The following is a 20,206-nucleotide window of genomic DNA, read 5'->3' as shown; positions in this document are numbered from 1 at the left end:
AACGTCATATTTCAGCAACCTTTCTGTCTTATTCTCCCGACACTTCCTGTGACCTTGAAAGGTGTCGGCCTGATGCTGCGCGTCCTGTTACCGCTGCTGCTCTGCGGTTTGCTTCCGCTCTCTGCCACCGCCGCTGAGCTGCCGATACCCGAGCATGGCCCTGCCCTGCGCATTCAAGGCTCCAACACCATCGGTGCGACCCTCGGCCCGGCGCTGGTCAAAGGGTTGTTGCTGGAACAAGGGTTGCTGAAGGTCCATAGCGAAGTCTCGGACAGAGACAACGAACAGCAAATTGTCGGCCAGACGGTCCAGGGTCGGCGGGTGGTCGTGGACATCGCCGCCCACGGCTCCAGCACCGGGTTCGCCGCACTGAAAAACGCCAGCGCCGACCTGGCGGCGTCTTCGCGCCCGATCAAGGACAGCGAACTGGTCGACCTCGAAACCCTCGGCGACCTGAAAAGCCCGAACGCCGAGCAAGTCATCGCCATCGACGGCCTGGCGATCATCCTGCACCCGAAAAACCCGCTGACGCAGCTGAACACCGAACAACTGGCGCGGATTTTCAGTGGTGAAGTGAAAACCTGGGAAGAACTCGGCGGTACCGGTGGCCCGCTGAACCTTTACGCCCGGGATGACCATTCGGGCACCTATGACACCTTCAAGGAACTGGTCCTGAGCCATCGCGGGAAAGCGCTGGCCGGTTCGGCAAAACGCTTCGAATCCAGCGAGCAACTGTCCGATGCGGTCAGCCAGGACCCGCAAGGCATCGGCTTCATCGGCTTGCCTTACGTGCGTCAGGCCAAAGCTGTGGCGATTGTCGATGGCAACTCACAGCCGATGTTGCCGCTCAACAGCCTGATCGCCACCGAGGACTATCCGCTGTCGCGTCGGTTGTATTTCTATTTGCCGCCTGATGGCCAGAACCCCTGGGCCGACGCGCTGGTGAATTTCGCCCAGAGCAGTAAGGGTCAGGCGATTGTTGCCGCCAATGGTTTTATCGCGCAGACCGTGCAAGCCATGAACGTCGCGCCTAACCCGCAGATGCCTGACGACTACCGGGCAATCATCGATCATGCACAACGACTCACGGTGAATTTTCGCTTCGAAGAAGGCAGCGCCAACCTGGACAACAAGGCCCGACAGGACCTGTCGCGGGTGCTCGACTATTTAAAGCAGCACGACAAGCTGAACAAACAGGTGACACTGGTTGGCTTCGGCGATGCCAAGACCGATTCGCAGCGGGCGGCCCTGCTATCGAGGCTGCGTGCCATGGCCGTGCGCCGCGAGCTGGTGAAAAGTGCTGTGATATTTCGCGAGATTCGTGGCTTTGGAGACGAAATGCCGGTGGCGGCCAACAGCGCCGATGAAGGACGGATCAAGAATCGCCGGGTGGAAGTCTGGGTTTACTGACAGCCGCGCTCACTCTGGCGATTCAGGCTTGCGCAATAAATAGGTGTCCATGATCCAGCCGTTGGCCAACCGCGCGGCTTTCCTGACCCGCGTTATCTCTTGCGCAACGTCTTTGAGCTTGCCGGAAATAAGAATTTCATCCGGCGTGCCAAGGTAGGCGCCCCAGTAAATCTGTTGCTCCTGATCGGCCACCTGCAGGTAGGAATCTTCTGCATCGAGCATCACCACCAGGCTGTCGGCGTCGCTGACCTGGCCCGCAGCCAGTCGGCGGCCGGTGGTAATTTCAATGGAGCGCCCAATCCGGTTCAACGGCACCTTGTGCTGCGCCGCCAAGGCCTGGACGCTGCTGATGCCGGGAATCACCTCGACGTTGAAGGTACAACGACCGGACTCGAGGATCGCCTGCAAAATGCGCAAGGTGCTGTCGTACAACGCCGGATCGCCCCACACCAGAAACGCCGCACATTCGTCTTCCGCCATCTCCTCGTTGATCAAGCGCTCGAAGATTTGTTGCTTATCGCGGTTCAGTTCTACGACGCTGGCGTTGTAGTCCACATCGCCGCGCACCCGCTCGGGGCTGTCGGCCTCGACGAAGCGATAAGCCGGATCGGTGATATAGCGCTCGCAGATTTCCCGCCGCAGGTCGATCAGCTTGTCCTTGCTCTGCCCCTTGTCCATCAGAAAGAACACATCGACCCGATTCAACGCATTGACCGCCTGCATGGTGATGTATTCGGGATTGCCGGCACCGATGCCAATGACCAGTAGCTGCTTCATGGATGCTTCACCTCGCTGTGCGTCATGGTGTCTAACGGCTCATCCGTAGATAAACGCACCAATTTCCTACACGAACTAAAGCACTAGCGTACAGCATCAGGCGAAACCCACGCAGGCCTTGTCGGACAAGACTTTCGCCCCACTTTAGTGCTTTTCAGGCACATGAAAAAATTCACTAGACATGTAGCATAAATTACATAAATACTGATTTAACGGATTATGAAATAAAAGCAACACCCCCCTCTAGCAGGAGCTCGGATGCCCTCACTCAGAGACCGGATCACCGATCCCGGCCTGGACCTCACGCCGTCGGAACGCAAAGTCATACGTGCATTACTGGACCAGTACCCGCGCAACGGGCTGGGCCCGATGTCACGCCTGTCCGAGCATGCCGGCGTCAGCGATCCGACCATCGTGCGCCTGGTGAAAAAACTCGGCTTCGGTGGCTATGCCGATTTTCAGGACGCACTCCTCAGCGACATGGATCACCGGCTGCGCTCGCCCAGTGCACTGTTGCAACCGCGTTCGCACCTCAAGCAAGACGATGTCTGGACCCATTACCTGGCGGACAGTCACCGCGCCCTGCTCGAAACCCAGGCCCTGACTCAACCCGAAGATGTGCGCATTCTGGCCGAATGGCTGCTGGATACACGGCATCAAGTGCATTGCTTCGGCGGACGCTTCAGCAGTTTCCTCGCCCACTACCTGCTCAATCATTTGCGCCTGTTGCGTGCGGGCTGCTTCGCCCTGGAAGACAACGCGCAACTGCCCGATCGGCTGTTCGATGTGCAACGCCAGGACGTGGTGCTGTTGTTCGACTATCGACGCTATCAATCCCAGGCACTGCGCGTTGCCAGCGCGGCCAGGAACCGGCATGCACGCGTCGTGCTGTTCACCGATATCTACGCCTCGCCGCTGCGCGAGATGGCGGATCTGGTGATCACTGCGCCCGTGGAGTCGGCGTCGGCCTTCGACACTCTGGTGCCGGCGCTGGCCCAGGTCGAAGCCTTGATTGCCTGCCTGGCGCCGCGTTGCCCGGATCTCGCCGAGCGACTGGAAGGCATCGACGCGCTACGAAGCGATTTCACCACTCACCTGCTGGAGGAAAAATAAGGATGTTTATGCTCCCCCATCACTCGCCCCGTGACTTGCCGTTTGCTACCGACCACACCGCGCTGCTGCTGGTGGACATGCAACGCGCCTGGCTTGAGCCGCAGTTCGACCCGCACCTGCAAGGGCCCGACGCCAAGTACTTCCTCGAGCGCACCCGCCAACAGGTGATTCCCAACCAGCTCCGGCTGTTGGCCTCCGTGCGCACGGCTCGGCAGAACGTTCTGCACACGCTCATCGAAAGCCTCACCGCCGACGGTCGAGACCGCTCGCTGGACCACAAACTGTCGGACATGCACCTGCCAAAAGGCAGCCCGCACGCCGCCATCATTGAAGAACTGACACCGGCCGAAAACGAAATCGTCTTGCCCAAGACCTCCTCCGGGGTCTTCAACTCGACCAACATCGACTATGTGCTGCGCAACCTGCAAACCCGACACCTGATCATCGCCGGCATCGTCACCGACCAGTGTGTCGACATGGCCGTGCGCGATGCGGCTGATCGCGGCTATCTGGTGACGTTGGTCGAAGACGCCTGCGCGACCTATACCGAGCAACGCCATCTGGCGTGCCTGAACGCGATCAAGGGCTATTGCTGGATCACCGACACGCAGACCGTGCTCGACCGTTTGCAGGCGTTGCAGGCATGAGTCGCGCCAACAGCAGTGAGCCCCTGACGCCCGTGGCCATGACCACCATCGTCACCACCGACCTGATCGGCGTGACCCGCGGCCGCTCGTTTCCCAGCGATGAACTCGAACACTACAAAGCCGCCGGTTGCGGTTGGGTCCCGGCCAACAGCGCGCTGACCCCGCAAGACATCATCGCCTCCAGCAACCCGTGGGGTGCCTACGGTGACTTGCGGCTGATCCCCGACCTGGCCAGCCGGGTGACGGTCAACAACGGTCCCGATGCCAGTGCGCCGGCCCTGGATTTCATCCATGGCGACATTTGCGAAACCGATGGCCGTCCATGGGCGGCCTGCCCGCGGACGCTGCTGCGCAACGAAGTACAGCGTTACCACGATGAACTGGGGCTGCAGATCACGTCGGCCTTCGAGCACGAATTCAACCTCACCACCGACAGCGCCCAAACCGAGCATCTGGCGTTTTCGCTGGAGGCCCAGCGTCAGGGCGCGGCATTCGGCGGCTGGCTGCTCAGCGCCTTGCGCGCAGGTGGGGTCGAGCCGGAAATGTTCCTGCCCGAATATGGCAAACACCAATACGAAATCACCTGCCGGCCAACCCAGGGCGTCGCGGCGGCCGACCGCGCGGTCAATGTGCGCGAGATCACCCGTGAGATCGCCCGGCAAATGGGCCTGAACCTGAGCTTTGCACCCAAAACGTCCGAGCACGCGGTATGCAACGGCGTGCACCTGCACCTGAGCCTGCACGACCTGTCCGGCGATCCGGTGTTGTATGACGCTGGGACCGCGAATGGCCTGTCGACCCTCGGCCAGCACTGGTCTGCAGGCGTGTTGCACTACTTGCCGGCCCTCTGCGCATTGACTGCGCCGACACCGATTTCCTATGAGCGCCTGCAACCGCATCACTGGAGCGCATCGTATGCGTGCCTGGGCCAACGCAACCGCGAGGCCTCGCTGCGGATCTGCCCGACCGTGAGCCTGGGCGGCAAATCCGAAGCCGCGCAATACAACCTCGAATTCCGCGCCATGGACGCCACGGCCTCCCCGCATCTGGCGCTGGCCGCCGTGCTGATTGCCGGCCGACTGGGCATCGAGCAACGCCTGGCGCTAAACGCAATCACCGACGAAGTCCCGGACTCGCTGAATGAAGAACAACGCCAGCGCCGCGGCATCGTCGCCCTACCCGCGTCACTCGCGCAGGCCCTGAGCCACTTGCGGGGCAGCGAGGCCTTGCTTGAAGCCTTGCCAAGCGCCTTGCTCGACACTTACTTCGCCGTCAAAACCGAGGAACTCGCCTTGACCCAACACCTGTCGCCCGCCCAACTGTGTGAGCACTATGCACGCCTCTACTGAGTCCGCCGAGTTCGGGCTCTACACCGAGCCGGCGTACAGCCTGAGCCGGGAAGCGTCCGAGCACCCGCTGATTCTGGTGTGTGAACATGCCAGCCGCTACATCCCGACGGCCTTGAACGATCTGGGGTTGAGCAGCGAAGCCGCGCACGAGCACATTGCCTGGGACATCGGCGCGCTGGCGCTCGCCGAGAGCTTGTCGAAAGCCCTTGGCGCAACCCTGCTGGCTGCCAACTACTCGCGCCTGCTGATCGACCTCAACCGTCCGTTGCAGGCCCCGGACAGCATCCCGGCCCAGAGCGAAATTTACCCGGTGCCGGGGAATCAGAACCTCGACGAAGCGACCCGCGACTACCGACGCCAGTGCCTGTTCACGCCGTTTCACACCCGCCTTGGCCAACTGATCGATGCTCGCGTGGCCGAGGGTCGCACGGTGCGGGTGGTGGGTATTCACAGCTTCACGCCGATCTACTTCGGCCAGCCTCGAGCGCTGGAAGCCGGCGTGCTCTATGGGCAGGCCGAGGAGTATGCGAACCGGCTGATCGACGGGTTGGCCAGGCATCCACTGCGGGTCGCCGGCAATCAGCCCTACAAAATCAATCCGGCGAGCGACATGACAGTGCCGTTTCACGGCGACGCCCGTGGCATCGACTCGGTGCTGATCGAGGTGCGCAACGACCTGTTGCGCAATCGGCTGGCAGTCCAGACCTGGAGCGATTATCTGGCGCCGTTGCTGTAGAGCCACGGCCTCAAGCGAACCGTTTCAAGCTGAAAACACACGGATGGTTGTACCGGTAAAACAACGATAAATAACGCGGTAGCGTGTTTTTACCTGTCAGGTTCAAACACATTGCCGTAGTGGCTCACAAGGAGAACCGCTTCATGGAAATAGAAGAATTCGGCTACAAGCAAGAGTTGAAACGCAGCCTGTCACTGACCGATCTGGTGGTTTACGGGATGATTTTCATGATCCCCATCGCCCCGTTCGGCGTATACGGCTACGTCAACCAAGAGGCGCCCGGCATGGTGCCGCTGGCCTACATCATCGGCATGGTGGCAATGCTGTTCACCGCCTTGAGTTACGGCAGCATGGCACGGGCCTTCCCGATCGCCGGCTCGGTCTACTCCTATGCTCAACGCGGGTTGCACCCGCATGTCGGCTTTATCGCCGGCTGGCTGATGCTGCTCGACTACCTGCTGATCCCGCCGCTGCTCTACGTGTATGCGGCGATGGCGTTGAATCACCTGTACCCGGACATTCCCAAGGTCGGTTTCATCCTCGCCTTCCTGGTCAGTGCGACCTTCGTCAACCTGCGGGGAATCACCTTTACCGCACGGATGAACATCATCTTTCTGCTGGCGCAACTGGTGGTGCTGGGGATCTTCCTGTTCTACGCCTGGACCGCCTTGCACGGTGGCGCCGGTAACGGCCAGCTGACCCTGGCGCCGTTGTACAACCCGGAACACTTCAACTTCGCATTGCTGATGCAAGCGGTGTCGATTGCGGTGTTATCGTTCTTAGGCTTCGATGCGATATCGACCCTGGCCGAAGAGATCAAGGGCGACCCTGGCCGCAGCGTCGGCAAAGCCGCGTTGATCACGTTGGTGGTCATGGGGGTGATTTTTGTCGTGCAGACCTGGATCGCCACAGACCTGGCCGCCGGCATGGGCTTCAAGTCCGCCGATACCGCGTTCTATGAAATCGCCGAAATCGCCGCCGGCAGCTGGCTGGCGACTGTCACCGGTGTGGCCACGGCACTGGCCTGGGGCGTGGCGGTGGCGATCACCTCGCAAGCCGCGGTATCGCGCCTGCTGTTCGGCATGGCACGCGACGGCAAGCTGCCCAAAGTGCTGGCCAAGGTCCATCCGAAACACAACACCCCGCACATCAGCATTTACCTGGTGGCGGTGCTGTCGCTGCTGATCTGCTACCTGTTCATCAACTCGGTGGACACCCTGACTTCATTGGTCAACTTCGGGGCCCTGAGCGGCTTCATGCTGCTGCACCTGACGGTGATCAACTACTACTGGCGTCGGCAGAAGTCTGGCCAGTTCATCCGTCATCTGGTCTGCCCGGTGATCGGCTTCATCATCGTCAGCGCCATCCTCTACAACATGGGTGTCGATGCGCAAAAGCTCGGCGGTATCTGGATTGCAGCGGGCCTGGTCTATCTGTTTTTCCTCAACAGAATCGGTGCCAGCGCTGTATTGCCGGACCCTTCCAACAATTAGAAAAGGTCAGCATTTAAAACGTCGAGCGGTCGCTGACAGGGATTAGCCGACCGCCGTTGTAGTGCGTGGAAACCGACAGTGATAGTCAAGCCTGATGCCCGGTATCAGGCCCTTTGATACAGGAGTACATCCATGCTGGCCTTACGCCCAGTTCAGTTATCCGACCTGCCTCAGTTGCAACAACTTGCGCGCGACAGCCTGGTGGGTGTCACCTCGTTGCCGGACGACACCGAGCGCCTGCGCCAGAAGATTCTCGCATCCTGCGCATCGTTTGCCAGTGACGTGAAGAGCCAGGGGCCGGAGAACTATTTCTTCGTGCTGGAAGATCTGGCCAGTCAACGGCTGCTGGGCTGTTCGGAAGTCCTCGCGACCGCCGGTTTCAACGAGCCCTTCTACAGCCTGCGCAACCGCCCGTTCACCAGTGAGTCGCGCGAGCTGAACATTCATCACGGGGTGCCGGCGCTGTCGTTATGCCAGGACCTCAGCGCCCATACCTTGCTGCGCGGTTTTCACATCAACACCGAGCTTGAACGCACGCCCTCCTCGGAAATGCTTTCACGGGCCCGACTGATGTTCATCGCCGCCCATCCGCAACGCTTTTCCGACGCCGTGATTACCGAAATCGTCGGCTACAGCAGCGACACGGGTGAATCGCCATTCTGGGATGCGCTGGGCAAGCACTTTTTCGACCTGCCCTACGTCGAGGCCGAACGTCTCTGCGGCTTGCAGAACCGAAGCTTTCTCGCCGAGTTGATGCCGCACTACCCGATCTACGTGCCGATGCTGCCGCAAAGCGCTCAGGCGTGTATTGGCCGGATTCATCCGGATGGCCAGGAAGCCTTCGACATCCTTGAGCGTGAAGGCTTCGAGGCCAACAGCTACATCGACCTCTTCGACGGTGGGCCAACGCTGTTTGCGCGCACCCCGAGCATTCGTTCGATCGCCCAGACCCGCACGGCCGTTGCCCGCCTGAGTTCACACAGCGGCGGCAAGACGCCGTACCTGCTGAGCAATGATTCTTTGGAAAACTACCGGGCGATTGTCGCCGAACTGGACTGGAGCGCAGACGAACCCGTCATGCTCGACGCCACCCAGCTCGACGCCTTGCAACTGGACAACGGCGGCCCGGTTCGGCTGATTGCGCTATGAAGCAGGTCTTCCGCACTCAAGGAGCTCCATCATGATCGTGCGCCCGGTTCAAATGACCGACCTGCCTGCGTTACTGGCGCTGGCACGCAGCGCCGGCCCGGGGTTCACCTCGCTGCCGGCCAACGAAGAACGTCTGACCCTGCGCGTACGCTGGGCGCAGCGGACCTTTGCCGGTCAGGTTGAACGGGCCGACGCCGACTACCTGTTCGTGCTCGAAGACGACGATCAGCAAGTGATCGGCGTCAGCGCCCTTGCAGGTGCCGTCGGGCTGCGCGAGCCCTGGTACAACTACCGCGTCGGGTTGACGGTCAACACCTCGGCGGACCTGGGAATCCGTCGACAAATCCCGACCTTGTTCCTCAACAACGAAATGACCGGCCAATCGGAAATCTGCTCATTGTTCCTGCGCCCGGATCAGCGCCAAGGCCATAACGGCCGCCTGCTGTCGGTGGCGCGATTGCTGTTTGTCGCCGAGTTCCCGCACTTGTTCGGCGAAAAACTGATCGCCGAACTGCGCGGCAGCGCCGACGAGCACGGGTGCTCGCCGTTCTGGGACAGCCTGGGTCGACATTTTTTCAAAATGGATTTCAGCCACGCCGATCACCTGTCCGGGCTCGGCAACAAGTCGTTCATCGCCGAGCTGATGCCGCGTCAGCCGCTGTACACCTGCATGCTCACCGAGCAAGCCCAGGCGGTAATCGGCAAGGCTCATCAAAACGCCGAACCGGCGCGCAGAATCCTCTGCAACGAAGGCTTTGCCCATAAGGGTTACATCGACATCTTCGACGGCGGCCCGGTCATCGAAGCCCAGGTCTCGAAAATCCGTGCCGTGCGCAACAGCCAGTCTCTGGACCTGATGGTCGGCACACCTGACGACAATGCACCGCTCTGGCTGATCCATAACCAGCGCCTGGAAAACTGCCGCATCACCGCCGCCCGCGCCCGACTGGTCGGCAACAGCTTGCTGGTCGATCGCCTGACCGCCAAGCGCCTGCAATTGCAAGCTGGCAGCTCGGTACGCGCCGTGCCGTTGCTCAAGCAACAACAGCAGGCGGTTGCCGCATAACGTGCCAAACAAACAGCAAAAAACCCGCACATGGCGGGCTTTCTGCTTGATGGGGTCAAATCCTTTTGTCAGTTCAATCTGCGCTTCAGGATGTAAGTAATTCGTGAAAAGCCTGTCGCAGGATCGAGAAAAAGACAGACCGCACTGAACACTCTATTTAACTGAATCCAAAACCGGTTCCGGCAACCGCCGCCCGAGCACATCCAGCAGATCACAACCGTCACGCAACGGGATGGCGCACAGCAAGGCGAAATCGTTGAGGATCACCGAATCGCTGGCAATCTCCCCGCGCATCGCCAGATTCTCCAGCACTTGAGTCACCGCACGAATGCGATAACGGGCAGCGTCGAGCAGGATATCGAGCGGCGCGTGGGTGTCGACGAACAGGGTCGGCATGTCAGAGCAGTTACTGGTGAGGGCCATGTAGCGGTTGGAGGGATGGGAAGTTGGCGGGACGTAGGGTGGATTGGGGGTGTAGGTGTTCATTGTTCTGATTCCTAACGTATGGGTTGAAGCCGCCAGACATCACTTCCACGCAATAGGTGGCGGCTGTACGCAGGTGTGGAAGACCGGGACGTTAGGCACCCGGCGCGCTCGAAAGCGCCCCGCGCACAGCCACCATAAAACTCAGACGATAAAAAACGCCGAACTGGTGGCGCTTTGTGCGCCTAACGATAGAAGGGCTTCCACACCCTGTCACTGAATTTGCAGTGACAGCCCAAAGACTATCGATGAAGCCCATCACGCACCAGTTCATGCACACCGCCACAGCATGCGGGAAATATCCGACAAGTTCGCCCGGAAACTTCATCGACTGAACGGACGCCATCGCGGGCAAGCCACGCTCCCACAGGTTTGCGCGCGTTCTGTTGATCGTTCCCACGCTCCGCGTCAGCTCGTGAATCGGAACGCGGAGCGTCCCCGGCGGCATTCCCACGCGGAGCATGGGAACGATCTCAAGCCCTACGCGCCCCAACCACTCAGGCCGGCTGTCAGGCCGCCGTGCTGTGGCTGTTGATCTTGATCCACCCGCCCCTTCGGGAGGCCGAGTGGAGGTGTTCATCAGGGGGTGGGCGCGCAGCGCCGTACGGCGCAGCCGGACACATCGAGAGGAGGTCGTCGCGAAGCAGACCGTAGGCGATGCCCCCTGATGGACACCGGAGCGAGGGTACGCCGAGCCTAGGCGAGGTGCCGTACGCTTGGGGCGAAGACCTTTGGTTACTTTGGGGCGTTTGCCAAAGTGACCCGCTGTAAGAGCGGAACCGTAAGCCGCCGTTACCGCAGAAATGGATATGTACACCAGCGGGAGATTGGTCGGCTATCGGGCCGCCATCGCGGGCAAGCCCGGCTCCCACAGTGGATTGGTGTATATCTGTGAGAGATAGGCCGGCTGTCAGGCCGCCTTCACAGGCAAGCCAGCTCCCACAGGTTTGATTGGGGTACATCCGCGAGAGATTGGCCGGCTGTCAGGCCGCCTTCGCAGGCAAGCCAGCTCCCACAGGTTTGATTGGGGTACATCCGCGAGAGATTGGCCGGCTGTCAGGCCGCCTTCGCGAGCAAGCCCGCTCCCACAGGTTTGATTGGGGTACATCCGCGGGAGATGGGTCGGCTGTCAGGCCGCTAAGGCCAACAGATCGCAGCCTGCGGCAACTACAGGCGAACTTCGTCCTTGAGAATGTCAAACAACGCCTGCGCCGCCGCCGACAACTCATGCCCCGGCTTGGTCAACACCCCAATGGCCCGCTCAATCACCGGATCACTCAAGGTAATGCAACACGCCCCAAGCTCACGCATCTGCTCGACACACAACGCCGGCACCGCACTCACCCCCAGCCCACTGGCAACCATCCGCCCGACGGTCGCCAACTGATGACTCTCAAACTCCACCGGCAACTTCATCTGCCGCGCCTGCAAGTGCTCCTCAAGCATCACCCGCACCGTCGACGGCCGCTGCAACGTGATAAACGGCTGCTCCAGCAGCGTTTTCCAGTCAATCTCGGCACGCTCGGCCAGCGGCGAATCACTCGGCACCACCGCAACAAAACGATCCATGTACAACGGAGTGAATTCCAACGAAGAACTCTGCGTCGGCTCAAACGCCACGCCAAGCTCCACATGACGGTCACGGACCATTTCCAGCACCTGCTCGTTGATCACGTCGTTCACCGTGACGTTGACCTTCGGGTAGCGCGCACGAAAGGTCTTGAGAATCGGCGGCAGCAAATTGCCGGCAAACGACGGCATCGCCGCCAGCGTCACCCGCCCTCGTTGCAGGGTGAAACGCTGGCGCATTTCATCCTCGGCGTTGTCCCAGTCAGCAATCAACCGCCGGGCCAGCGGCAGCAGGGATTCACCTTCCGGGGTCAGCGCAACGTTGCGGGTGGTACGGCTGAACAGCCGCCCGCCTAGCCCGTCTTCCAGCGCCTTGATGGTCAAACTCAACGCCGACTGCGACAGATGCAGCCGCTCACAGGCCACCGCAAAGCTCAAACTCTGCGCCACTGCCAAAAACGCCCTGATCTGCTTGACTGTCATCACCGTCCCTCACCATGCTGACCATTACCGACTGCTGAGTTTTATCTATCAATCAACCTTAAAAATCAACTTATCAAATCAATCTGATAGAGCAACACTCCACCCCATACGGCTAGCCAGCCGCCCACAAAGAATAAAAGAGGTGCATATGGCAGGTTTCGACAAGCGCGTGAGTTCCTATGAGGAGGCTCTGGCAGGCCTCGAAGACGGTATGACCGTGATCTCTGGCGGCTTCGGGTTGTGCGGTATTCCGGAAAACCTGATCGCCGAGATCAAGCGCAAAGGTACCCGTGACCTGACCGTGGTTTCCAACAACTGCGGCGTCGACGGTTTTGGCCTCGGCGTCCTGCTGGAGGACCGCCAGATCTGCAAAGTGGTCGCCTCCTATGTTGGCGAAAACGCCCTGTTCGAAAAGCAACTGCTGAGCGGCGAGATTGAAGTCGTGCTGACCCCGCAAGGCACCCTGGCGGAAAAAATGCGCGCTGGCGGCGCTGGCATTCCGGCGTTCTTCACCGCCACCGGCGTCGGCACGCCAGTCGCCGAGGGCAAGGAAATCCGTGAATTCAAGGGCCGTCCGTACCTGATGGAAGAGTCCATCACCGGCGACTTCGCCATCGTCAAAGGCTGGAAAGCCGACCACTTCGGCAACGTGATCTACCGCCACACCGCGCAGAACTTCAACCCGCTGGCCGCCACCGCCGGCAAGATCACCGTGGTCGAAGTCGAAGAGATCGTCGAACCCGGCGAGCTGGACCCTACACAGATCCACACCCCAGGCATCTACGTCGACCGGGTCATCTGCGGCACGTTCGAAAAACGTATCGAACAACGCACCGTGCGCAAGTGATCCTCGCCCCAAGCCCGAACAGTGGAGAATAAAAAAATGGCTCTTACCCGCGAACAAATGGCTCAGCGCGTCGCCCGCGAAATGAAAGACGGCTACTACGTGAACCTCGGCATCGGCATTCCGACCCTGGTTGCCAACTACATCCCCGAAGGGATGGAAGTCATGCTGCAATCGGAAAACGGCCTGCTCGGCATGGGCGCCTTTCCGACCGACGATAAAGTCGACGCGGACATGATCAACGCCGGCAAGCAGACCGTCACCGCGCGCATTGGCGCCTCGATTTTCTCGTCTGCAGAATCCTTCGCGATGATCCGCGGCGGCCACATCGACCTCACCGTACTCGGTGCATTTGAAGTCGACGTACAGGGCAACATCGCCTCGTGGATGATCCCCGGCAAACTGGTCAAGGGCATGGGCGGCGCGATGGACCTGGTGGCCGGTGCCGACAACATCATCGTGACCATGACCCACGCCTCCAAGGACGGTGAATCGAAACTGCTGCCGTATTGCAGCCTGCCGCTGACCGGTGCCAATTGCATCAAGCGCGTGCTGACCGATCTGGCCTACCTGGAAATCGAAAACGGCGCATTCATCCTCAAGGAGCGCGCACCCGGTGTGAGCGTCGAGGAAATCGTCAGCAAGACCGCTGGTAAACTGATCGTTCCCGAGCATGTTCCGGAAATGCAGTTCGCCTGAACCGTCCCCTGAGGAGAAATTCGATGCAAGACGTTGTGATTGTTGCCGCCACTCGTACCGCCATTGGCAGTTTTCAGGGTTCGCTGGCCAGCATCCCGGCACCGGAACTCGGTGCCGCGGTGATTCGTCAATTGCTCGCAAAAACCGGTCTGGCAGCGGATCAGGTCGATGAAGTGATCCTCGGTCAGGTGCTGACCGCGGGCTCCGGCCAGAACCCGGCGCGCCAGGCGTCGATCCTCGCCGGCCTGCCCCACGCCGTACCGGCGCTGACCCTGAACAAGGTCTGCGGCTCGGGCCTCAAGGCCTTGCATCTGGGTGCGCAAGCGATTCGTTGCGGTGACGCCGAGGTGATCATCGCCGGTGGCATGGAAAACATGAGCCTGGCGCCATACGTGTTGCCGGCTGCTCGCACCGGCCTGCGCATGGGCCACGCGAAAATGGTCGACAGCATGATCAGCGACGGCCTGTGGGATGCGTTCAACGACTACCACATGGGCATCACCGCCGAGAACCTGGTGGACAAGTACCACCTGACCCGTGAGGAGCAGGATGCGTTCGCCGCCGCTTCGCAACAAAAAGCCACGGCGGCTATCGCAGCCGGGCGTTTTGCCGACGAGATCACGCCGATCCTGATCCCGCAGCGTAAAGGTGATCCGCTGTCCTTCGCGGTCGACGAACAACCGCGCGCCGAGACTACTGCCGAGTCTTTGGCCAAGCTCAAACCGGCCTTCAAGAAAGACGGCAGCGTCACCGCCGGCAATGCCTCTTCGCTCAATGACGGCGCCGCTGCGGTGTTGCTGATGAGCGCCGACAAGGCCAAGCAATTGGGCTTGCCGGTGCTGGCAAAAATCGCCGCCTACGCCAATGCCGGCGTCGACCCGGCGATCATGGGCATTGCTCCCGTTTCCGCGACCCGCCGCTGCCTCGACAAGGCCGGCTGGAACCTCGATCAACTGGACCTGATCGAAGCCAACGAAGCCTTCGCCGCGCAGTCACTGGCGGTCGGCAAAGAGCTGGAATGGGATGCCAGCAAGGTCAACGTCAACGGCGGTGCCATTGCATTGGGTCACCCTATTGGTGCGTCGGGATGCCGGGTGCTGGTGTCGTTGCTGCACGAAATGATCAAGCGTGACGCCAAGAAAGGCCTCGCCACCTTGTGCATCGGTGGTGGTCAGGGCGTGGCCCTGGCAATCGAGCGGGCCTAAACCCGCAGGGGTTCAACAGTCAGCGTGCGGACCCACGATATCCGCTCGCTGACTGGCAACACACCCGGCGCGACTTCGGTGGCGCCGGGTCTTTTTTTGCCTCGCGAACACTGTTTTTCCAGGAACCCGTCCATTAAGAGAAAAGCGCGTCGAACACAAAACCTGTGGCGAGGGAGCTTGCTCCCGCTCGACTGCGAAGCGGTCGTAATCCGGCAATCGCGTTCCATCTGAATGCTCGCGGTGACTGGCTTTAGGGTCGCTTCGCGACCCAGCGGGAGCAAGCTCCCTCGCCACAATTGATCAATCATCCAAAGGTTTGATCAATCATCCAAAGGTTGCGGTGGCGCTGCCGGTTTTGCTCCTTTGCCCTTTTTTCCGCCCTTGACCGGCGCAGCCTCTACGGGTGGCGGCGCAGGTGGTGCTGCCTCTTTCTCAGCAGCTGGAAGCTGGTCAACGGTGGCGAACAGATCCTTGGCCTCGATCGGGCCGAGGTGGTCGAGTTTTTTCTCGCCGTCCTTGCCCACCAGAATGACCTTGGTCTCGCCACTGACGCCCAGTTTCAACTCGCGAATCAGCGCCATGGTGGTTTGCGCATCGAGGTCCTTGCCGTCACGTTGGCCCATGAGGTTGACCACGGTGTACAGCACCATATTGCGTTCTTTGAAGGCCTGGCTGTTGGCCGGTTCCGCCAGGGACTTTTTCAGGCTGACCAGTGTCGGGTCGATGCTGCTGGGAGCGATGACAATCAGCGGCCGGGTCCTGCCGCGTTCCTGGGCCAGGGGCGTGTCGTTGTCGGCGGCGAATAGAGGGCCGGCGACAGCGAGCAGAGTTGCAAGGGTCAGTGACCGAATGAGCATGCGCATCTCCTTTTGATTTCCACACTTTATGATTGCGCATCAAGGCGAAAGATCCAGTTCCGTCGCCTGAAATTTCTATCGCCATGCTGCGAAGCTTAGGCGAGCGGGCTTAATCCGCAACCGAATTTCGCGACACGGGTTTAGGCCATTTAGTTTGTCCAGGCTCACACCGCCAAGGCCAAAACACACGGCGCAGGTTTTTATCGCGTACTACACTTTTATTTGTCCCCCATAGGGGGGACGTTGCCAAATCCGGGTCCGTAAGCAGCGGGTTTGTCGAAGAAACCCGCCCATGACGCTGGAGCCAATGGCTACTCGTAATCGTCCTGTGGGGCACTGCCCCACAGTGACGTCATGCAGGACGACGTTTTCGCGTCCAACTCGCCCGGACATGTTGTGTGTCCGGGCATTCGCGTGGCAGACGGTTGGCTTCACAACGCGCCTGCCGTGTCGCCCTGATCATCCATCTGACTGCCGCCTGAAAGGTTGCTGCCTCTGCACACGCCCTCCTTCACCGGTGGTCTTTTTTCAGGAGGAGCAGTTATGGACGAAGCCAAACTCAATGACTTCATGGGCAAGGTGGTTTCCGACATGGGCGGCGCAGCGATGCTCGCGAACATGATCCTGGGCGATGAACTCGGTTTGTACCGGGCGATGGCCGACAGCCAGCCTGTCACCCCTGAAGAACTGGCCAGCAAGACTGGCTGCAATGCACGACTGTTGCGCGAATGGCTCAGTGCTCACGCAGCCTCTGGCTACATGGAGCACGTCGACGGAAAATTCCGCCTGCCAGAAGAACAAGCCCTGGCGCTGGCGATCGAGGACTCACCGGTTTATGTCCCGGGCGGCGCCGCAGTGATTGCCTCGTTTTACCATGACAAAGACAAACTGATCGCCGCCATGCGTGGCAATGGTGCCCTCGCCTGGGGCGATCACCACAGCTGCATGTTCAAAGGCACCGAACGCTTCTTCAGACCCGGCTACCGCGCACACCTGGTCGGCGAGTGGTTACCTGCGCTTGAAGGCGTGGTGGACAAACTGAAAGCCGGGGCCAAGGTCGCGGATGTCGGTTGCGGCCACGGCGCTTCAACGGTGGTCATGGCCAAAGCGTTCCCCGCCTCCAATTTTGTCGGCTTCGACTATCACGCGCCGTCCATCACCACTGCTACCCAACGCGCTGAAGAAGGTGGCGTGGCCGATAGTGCTCGCTTCGTTCAGAGTACCGCCAAGAACTTTCCGGGCAATGACTACGATTTGATCTGCTACTTCGATTGCCTCCACGACATGGGCGACCCGGTGGGCGCTGCCAAACACGCCTATCAGGCGCTCAAGCCCGACGGGACGGTGCTGTTGGTGGAGCCGTATGCCAATGACCATCTCGACGAAAACGCGACTCCGGTAGGACGGCTGTTCTACGCCGCGTCTACGTTCATCTGCACGCCTAACTCGTTGTCTCAGGAAGTCGGCCTGGGGCTCGGGGCTCAAGCGGGGGAAGCACGGCTGCGGGATGTATTCACCCAGGCCGGATTCACGCATTTCCGCCGGGCAGCAGAGACACCGTTCAACCTGATTCTGGAGGCGCGTAAATAAGTGCTGTAGGTGACATCCCGTGTCAGGCGCTGAAGGAACAGCGCCCGGCCTGGATCAAAACACCAATTTGTAGCCGATGAACACCAGCATGACGGCCAGGCAAGGACGCAACACACCGTCGGAAATTTTCCCGGTCAGGTGACTGCCGATATAGATCCCCGGCAACGACCCCATCAGCAGAAAGCCCAGCAGGTGCCAATCCATATTGCCCATGCTCGCATGCCCCAGTCCCGCAACCAGGGTCAGCGGTACGGCGTGGGCGATTTCTGTGCCGACCAGGCGTTTGGTTGCCAGGAACGGGTACAGGATGAACAGCGCCACAGTCCCCAGTGCGCCGGCTCCGATGGAGGTCAAGGCGACCATCGCACCGAGTATCGCGCCCGTGACAATGGTCAGCAGGTTCAGGTTCCGGTTACTGAGGTGGTAATGGTCGCCCGCATGTTTTTGGGCAAACGCCAAGAGCTGGCGCTTGAAGAAAATAGCCAGCGCCGTCAGCAGCAATACAAAGCCCAACGCCTGCTTGATAACGGCATTGGTCGCGTGCGGATCCGTGTTGAGGTATTTCAGGAACAACAAGGTCATGACAACGGCAGGCACACTGCCCAATGTCAGCCAGCCGGTAATTTTCCAGTCGATGTTCCGGTGCTTTTGATGAACCAGCACACCACCGGACTTGGTGATCGCGGCATACAACAAATCAGTCCCGACGGCGGTGGCCGGGTTGATGCCGAACCATAGAAGGATCGGCGTCATCAACGAGCCACCCCCTACACCGGTCATTCCAACAACGAACCCGACAACCAAGCCTGCGACTACAAAACCCAAATTACCGAAGTCCATTGCCATACCTTACAAAACCAGCGCGACGACTTAAAAATCTGGCAGTCAGCATAGCGATTTTTCTTATAACCACTTATACCAATATGATCTGACTTTATAACTTCCCGCCATCAACCGTAGCCGCCAATCCTCCTTGTGCCGTCAGGGCACTGTCTCCTTGTTGCGCCATGACCGTCTGGCTGAAACAGCAGCCTGTTTGATATTTTTATTTTCACACATTTGATTTATGAAATAAAACGTGTCATTTATACATTCCATGGACACGCAACCCGCTGCACCCCCTCGCCAGACCGGAAGGCATTCACCCCCAAACACCCTATCCACGGAGTCAACAATATGAACAAGACCGGACTTCTGGCTGCTCTGGCATTTTGCGCCGTCAGCACCCTGGCCCACGCCGACGAAGACAGCTTGCGTATCGGTATCGAAGCCGCCTACCCGCCGTTCTCCTTCAAGACCCCGGAAGGCAATATCAGCGGGTTCGACTACGACATCGGCAACGCCCTGTGCGAAGAAATGAAGATCAAATGCCAGTGGGTCATCCAGGAATTCGACGGGATGATCCCCTCGTTGAAAGTGCGCAAGATCGACGCGGTGCTGTCGTCGATGTCGATTACCGACGACCGCCTGAAGTCAGTCGACTTCAGCGAAAAGTACTACCACACCCCCGGCAAGTTCGCGGCGAAGGCCGGCCAGGCGATCAATGACCCGAAGGTCGATCTCAAAGGCAAGAAACTCGGTGTGCAACGCTCCTCCACCTACGACCGTTACGCCACCGAGCAACTGGCGCCCGCCGGCGTCGAGGTGGTGCGTTACTCATCACAGAATGAAGCCTTCCTGGACCTGGCCTCGGGCCGCCTGGACGCCACCCTCGCCGACATCGTCAACACCAACGAGAGCTTCATCAAGACCCCGGCCGGTAACGGCTTCGCCTTGGTAGGACCGGACATCAATGATCCGAAATACTTCGGCCGGGGCGCCGGGATTGCGCTGCGCAAAGGCGATACCGCGAACGCGGCACGCCTGAACACGGCGATTGATGCGATCCGTGCCAACGGCAAGTACCAGCAGGTCATGGCCAAGTACTTCGCGTTCGATATCTACGGCGAATAAGCCTTCCTGTAACGCTGGCGTCGGCCTTGCGCCGACGCCGCTTTTCTTGCTGGTCCCGCGCGCCTGCCGGTGCTTCGGGTGAGGAACTTCATCATGCTTCACGGCTACGGATCGAGCATTCTCGATGGCGCCTGGCTGTCGATCAATCTGGCTCTGAGCTCCATGGCACTGGCCATTACCCTGGGCCTGATCGGCGCGGCGTTTCGCCTCTCGCCGCTCAAATGGTTGTCGACGCTGGGCGAAGGCTACACCACAGTGATTCGCGGTATCCCCGACCTGGTACTGATTCTGCTGATTTTCTATGGCGGCCAGGACCTGGTGAACCGCATCGCCCTCGGGCTCGGTTACACCCACTACATCGACATCAACCCGTTTGTGGCGGGTGTCTGCACCATGGGTTTCATTTTCGGTGCCTACCTCTCGGAAACCTTTCGCGGTGCCTTCATGGCGATCCCGCAAGGTCAGGCTGAAGCCGGTGCGGCCTATGGCATGAGCAGCGCCCAGGTGTTCTGGCGGATTCTGGTGCCGCAGATGATTCGCTTCGCGATTCCCGGCTTCACCAACAACTGGCTGGTGCTGACCAAATCCACGGCGTTGATATCGGTGATCGGCCTGCAGGACATGATGTTCAAGGCCAAGAACGCTGCCGACGCGACCCACGAACCCTTTACGTTTTTCCTCGCGGTGGCGGCGCTGTACCTGGTGCTGACCAGCGTCTCGTTGCTGGTGCTGCGCGCACTGGAAAAACACTACTCGGTCGGCATCAAAGCCGCCGTTCTGTGA

Annotated in this window: 19 protein-coding genes; 14 read left to right on the top strand and 5 right to left on the bottom strand. The window is 60.1% G+C overall.

Annotated elements, in window-relative coordinates; all coding sequences use genetic code 11:
* Positions 1 to 69 precede the first annotated feature (69 nt).
* The gene (locus AC3WK5_RS00290) at positions 70 to 1,410 is read left to right on the top strand and encodes a substrate-binding domain-containing protein (protein ID WP_103317402.1); all 1,341 of its coding nucleotides are present in this window, start codon (positions 70 to 72) and stop codon (positions 1,408 to 1,410) included.
* 9 nt (positions 1,411 to 1,419) lie between these two features.
* On the opposite strand, the gene cobF is transcribed toward AC3WK5_RS00290, so the two are convergent.
* A complete protein-coding gene (cobF, locus tag AC3WK5_RS00285; protein ID WP_103317226.1) occupies positions 1,420 to 2,187 on the bottom strand; it encodes a precorrin-6A synthase (deacetylating) in 768 nt (255 codons plus the stop codon).
* Positions 2,188 to 2,445: 258 nt separating this feature from the next.
* On the opposite strand from cobF, the gene AC3WK5_RS00280 reads away from it, so the two are divergent.
* The 7 genes from AC3WK5_RS00280 to astA all read left to right on the top strand — a co-directional run bounded on the left by AC3WK5_RS00280 (position 2,446) and on the right by astA (position 9,740).
* Positions 2,446 to 3,300 (top strand): MurR/RpiR family transcriptional regulator, encoded by an 855-nt coding sequence (locus tag AC3WK5_RS00280; protein ID WP_103317228.1) that lies wholly within the window; start codon positions 2,446 to 2,448, stop codon positions 3,298 to 3,300.
* Positions 3,301 to 3,302: 2 nt separating this feature from the next.
* Positions 3,303 to 3,947 (top strand): cysteine hydrolase family protein, encoded by a 645-nt coding sequence (locus tag AC3WK5_RS00275; RefSeq protein ID WP_103317230.1) that lies wholly within the window; start codon positions 3,303 to 3,305, stop codon positions 3,945 to 3,947.
* Positions 3,944 to 5,296, top strand: coding sequence for a type I glutamate--ammonia ligase (locus AC3WK5_RS00270; protein WP_103317232.1), 1,353 nt, complete (start codon positions 3,944 to 3,946; stop codon positions 5,294 to 5,296). The genes AC3WK5_RS00275 and AC3WK5_RS00270 overlap by 4 nt, the downstream gene beginning before the upstream one ends.
* Positions 5,280 to 6,032: an N-formylglutamate amidohydrolase gene (locus AC3WK5_RS00265; protein WP_103317235.1), complete on the top strand. Its 753-nt coding sequence runs from the start codon at positions 5,280 to 5,282 to the stop codon at positions 6,030 to 6,032. Before AC3WK5_RS00270 ends, AC3WK5_RS00265 begins: the two co-directional genes overlap by 17 nt.
* Positions 6,033 to 6,175: 143 nt before the next feature.
* Positions 6,176 to 7,525 (top strand): APC family permease, encoded by a 1,350-nt coding sequence (locus AC3WK5_RS00260; protein WP_103317237.1) that lies wholly within the window; start codon positions 6,176 to 6,178, stop codon positions 7,523 to 7,525.
* Between the two features lie 132 nt (positions 7,526 to 7,657).
* Complete coding sequence (locus AC3WK5_RS00255) at positions 7,658 to 8,674, top strand: arginine N-succinyltransferase (RefSeq protein ID WP_103317239.1); 1,017 nt, start codon at positions 7,658 to 7,660, stop codon at positions 8,672 to 8,674.
* A 31-nt stretch (positions 8,675 to 8,705) separates the two neighbouring features.
* Positions 8,706 to 9,740 carry an arginine N-succinyltransferase gene (astA, locus tag AC3WK5_RS00250; RefSeq protein WP_103317241.1) on the top strand — a complete coding sequence of 345 codons (1,035 nt, stop codon included), beginning with the start codon at positions 8,706 to 8,708 and terminating at the stop codon, positions 9,738 to 9,740.
* A gap of 153 nt (positions 9,741 to 9,893) precedes the next feature.
* On the opposite strand, the gene AC3WK5_RS00245 is transcribed toward astA, so the two are convergent.
* Together AC3WK5_RS00245 and AC3WK5_RS00240 are read right to left on the bottom strand one after the other, a co-directional pair.
* Positions 9,894 to 10,226, bottom strand: coding sequence for a hypothetical protein (locus AC3WK5_RS00245; protein WP_103317243.1), 333 nt, complete (start codon positions 10,224 to 10,226; stop codon positions 9,894 to 9,896).
* A 1,164-nt stretch (positions 10,227 to 11,390) separates the two neighbouring features.
* On the bottom strand, positions 11,391 to 12,275 hold the full coding sequence (locus AC3WK5_RS00240; RefSeq protein WP_054597883.1) for a LysR family transcriptional regulator: 885 nt from the start codon (positions 12,273 to 12,275) through the stop codon (positions 11,391 to 11,393).
* A gap of 148 nt (positions 12,276 to 12,423) precedes the next feature.
* Between AC3WK5_RS00240 and AC3WK5_RS00235 the strand changes: the two genes are divergently transcribed.
* The 3 genes from AC3WK5_RS00235 to AC3WK5_RS00225 are packed head-to-tail and all read left to right on the top strand — an operon-like array spanning position 12,424 to position 15,023.
* A complete protein-coding gene (locus AC3WK5_RS00235; protein ID WP_103317247.1) occupies positions 12,424 to 13,122 on the top strand; it encodes a CoA transferase subunit A in 699 nt (232 codons plus the stop codon).
* Positions 13,123 to 13,158: 36 nt separating this feature from the next.
* Positions 13,159 to 13,818, top strand: a complete 660-nt coding sequence (locus tag AC3WK5_RS00230) for a CoA transferase subunit B (RefSeq protein ID WP_103317249.1) — start codon at positions 13,159 to 13,161, stop codon at positions 13,816 to 13,818.
* Between the two features lie 23 nt (positions 13,819 to 13,841).
* Entirely contained in the window at positions 13,842 to 15,023 is a 1,182-nt protein-coding gene (locus tag AC3WK5_RS00225) for an acetyl-CoA C-acetyltransferase (protein WP_103317251.1), read from the top strand.
* A 320-nt stretch (positions 15,024 to 15,343) separates the two neighbouring features.
* Here AC3WK5_RS00225 and AC3WK5_RS00220 read toward each other — a convergent pair whose 3' ends face one another.
* On the bottom strand, positions 15,344 to 15,880 hold the full coding sequence (locus AC3WK5_RS00220) for a DUF4174 domain-containing protein (RefSeq protein WP_103317253.1): 537 nt from the start codon (positions 15,878 to 15,880) through the stop codon (positions 15,344 to 15,346).
* Between the two features lie 543 nt (positions 15,881 to 16,423).
* Here AC3WK5_RS00220 and AC3WK5_RS00215 point away from each other — a divergent pair.
* Positions 16,424 to 17,470, top strand: a complete 1,047-nt coding sequence (locus AC3WK5_RS00215) for a class I SAM-dependent methyltransferase (protein ID WP_054597889.1) — start codon at positions 16,424 to 16,426, stop codon at positions 17,468 to 17,470.
* Between the two features lie 54 nt (positions 17,471 to 17,524).
* Here the strand turns inward: AC3WK5_RS00215 and AC3WK5_RS00210 are convergent, their stop codons facing one another.
* Positions 17,525 to 18,310 carry a sulfite exporter TauE/SafE family protein gene (locus AC3WK5_RS00210; RefSeq protein ID WP_103317255.1) on the bottom strand — a complete coding sequence of 262 codons (786 nt, stop codon included), beginning with the start codon at positions 18,308 to 18,310 and terminating at the stop codon, positions 17,525 to 17,527.
* 336 nt (positions 18,311 to 18,646) lie between these two features.
* On the opposite strand from AC3WK5_RS00210, the gene AC3WK5_RS00205 reads away from it, so the two are divergent.
* Both AC3WK5_RS00205 and AC3WK5_RS00200 read left to right on the top strand, forming a co-directional pair.
* The gene (locus tag AC3WK5_RS00205) at positions 18,647 to 19,423 is read left to right on the top strand and encodes an ABC transporter substrate-binding protein (RefSeq protein ID WP_019689781.1); all 777 of its coding nucleotides are present in this window, start codon (positions 18,647 to 18,649) and stop codon (positions 19,421 to 19,423) included.
* A gap of 93 nt (positions 19,424 to 19,516) precedes the next feature.
* Entirely contained in the window at positions 19,517 to 20,206 is a 690-nt protein-coding gene (locus AC3WK5_RS00200) for an ABC transporter permease (protein WP_103317257.1), read from the top strand.

The sequence above is a fragment of the Pseudomonas sp. FW306-02-D09B genome (assembly GCF_058782685.1).
The sequence above is the reverse complement of the archived record's forward strand: the minus strand, read 5'-3'. Positions and strand labels throughout refer to the sequence as shown.

Excerpts from the sequence above, each read along its gene's own strand:
- AC3WK5_RS00210 (WP_103317255.1), bottom strand. The coding sequence starts at position 18,310 with ATGGACTTCGGTAATTTGGGTTTTGTAGTCGCAGGCTTGGTTGTCGGG.
- astA (WP_103317241.1), top strand. The coding sequence starts at position 8,706 with ATGATCGTGCGCCCGGTTCAAATGACCGACCTGCCTGCGTTACTGGCG.
- AC3WK5_RS00205 (WP_019689781.1), top strand. The coding sequence starts at position 18,647 with ATGAACAAGACCGGACTTCTGGCTGCTCTGGCATTTTGCGCCGTCAGC.
- AC3WK5_RS00215 (WP_054597889.1), top strand. The coding sequence starts at position 16,424 with ATGGACGAAGCCAAACTCAATGACTTCATGGGCAAGGTGGTTTCCGAC.
- AC3WK5_RS00225 (WP_103317251.1), top strand. The coding sequence starts at position 13,842 with ATGCAAGACGTTGTGATTGTTGCCGCCACTCGTACCGCCATTGGCAGT.
- AC3WK5_RS00280 (WP_103317228.1), top strand. The coding sequence starts at position 2,446 with ATGCCCTCACTCAGAGACCGGATCACCGATCCCGGCCTGGACCTCACG.
- AC3WK5_RS00235 (WP_103317247.1), top strand. The coding sequence starts at position 12,424 with ATGGCAGGTTTCGACAAGCGCGTGAGTTCCTATGAGGAGGCTCTGGCA.
- AC3WK5_RS00245 (WP_103317243.1), bottom strand. The coding sequence starts at position 10,226 with ATGAACACCTACACCCCCAATCCACCCTACGTCCCGCCAACTTCCCAT.
- AC3WK5_RS00240 (WP_054597883.1), bottom strand. The coding sequence starts at position 12,275 with ATGACAGTCAAGCAGATCAGGGCGTTTTTGGCAGTGGCGCAGAGTTTG.
- AC3WK5_RS00260 (WP_103317237.1), top strand. The coding sequence starts at position 6,176 with ATGGAAATAGAAGAATTCGGCTACAAGCAAGAGTTGAAACGCAGCCTG.
- AC3WK5_RS00200 (WP_103317257.1), top strand. The coding sequence starts at position 19,517 with ATGCTTCACGGCTACGGATCGAGCATTCTCGATGGCGCCTGGCTGTCG.
- AC3WK5_RS00220 (WP_103317253.1), bottom strand. The coding sequence starts at position 15,880 with ATGCTCATTCGGTCACTGACCCTTGCAACTCTGCTCGCTGTCGCCGGC.
- AC3WK5_RS00265 (WP_103317235.1), top strand. The coding sequence starts at position 5,280 with ATGCACGCCTCTACTGAGTCCGCCGAGTTCGGGCTCTACACCGAGCCG.
- AC3WK5_RS00255 (WP_103317239.1), top strand. The coding sequence starts at position 7,658 with ATGCTGGCCTTACGCCCAGTTCAGTTATCCGACCTGCCTCAGTTGCAA.
- cobF (WP_103317226.1), bottom strand. The coding sequence starts at position 2,187 with ATGAAGCAGCTACTGGTCATTGGCATCGGTGCCGGCAATCCCGAATAC.
- AC3WK5_RS00275 (WP_103317230.1), top strand. The coding sequence starts at position 3,303 with ATGTTTATGCTCCCCCATCACTCGCCCCGTGACTTGCCGTTTGCTACC.
- AC3WK5_RS00270 (WP_103317232.1), top strand. The coding sequence starts at position 3,944 with ATGAGTCGCGCCAACAGCAGTGAGCCCCTGACGCCCGTGGCCATGACC.
- AC3WK5_RS00230 (WP_103317249.1), top strand. The coding sequence starts at position 13,159 with ATGGCTCTTACCCGCGAACAAATGGCTCAGCGCGTCGCCCGCGAAATG.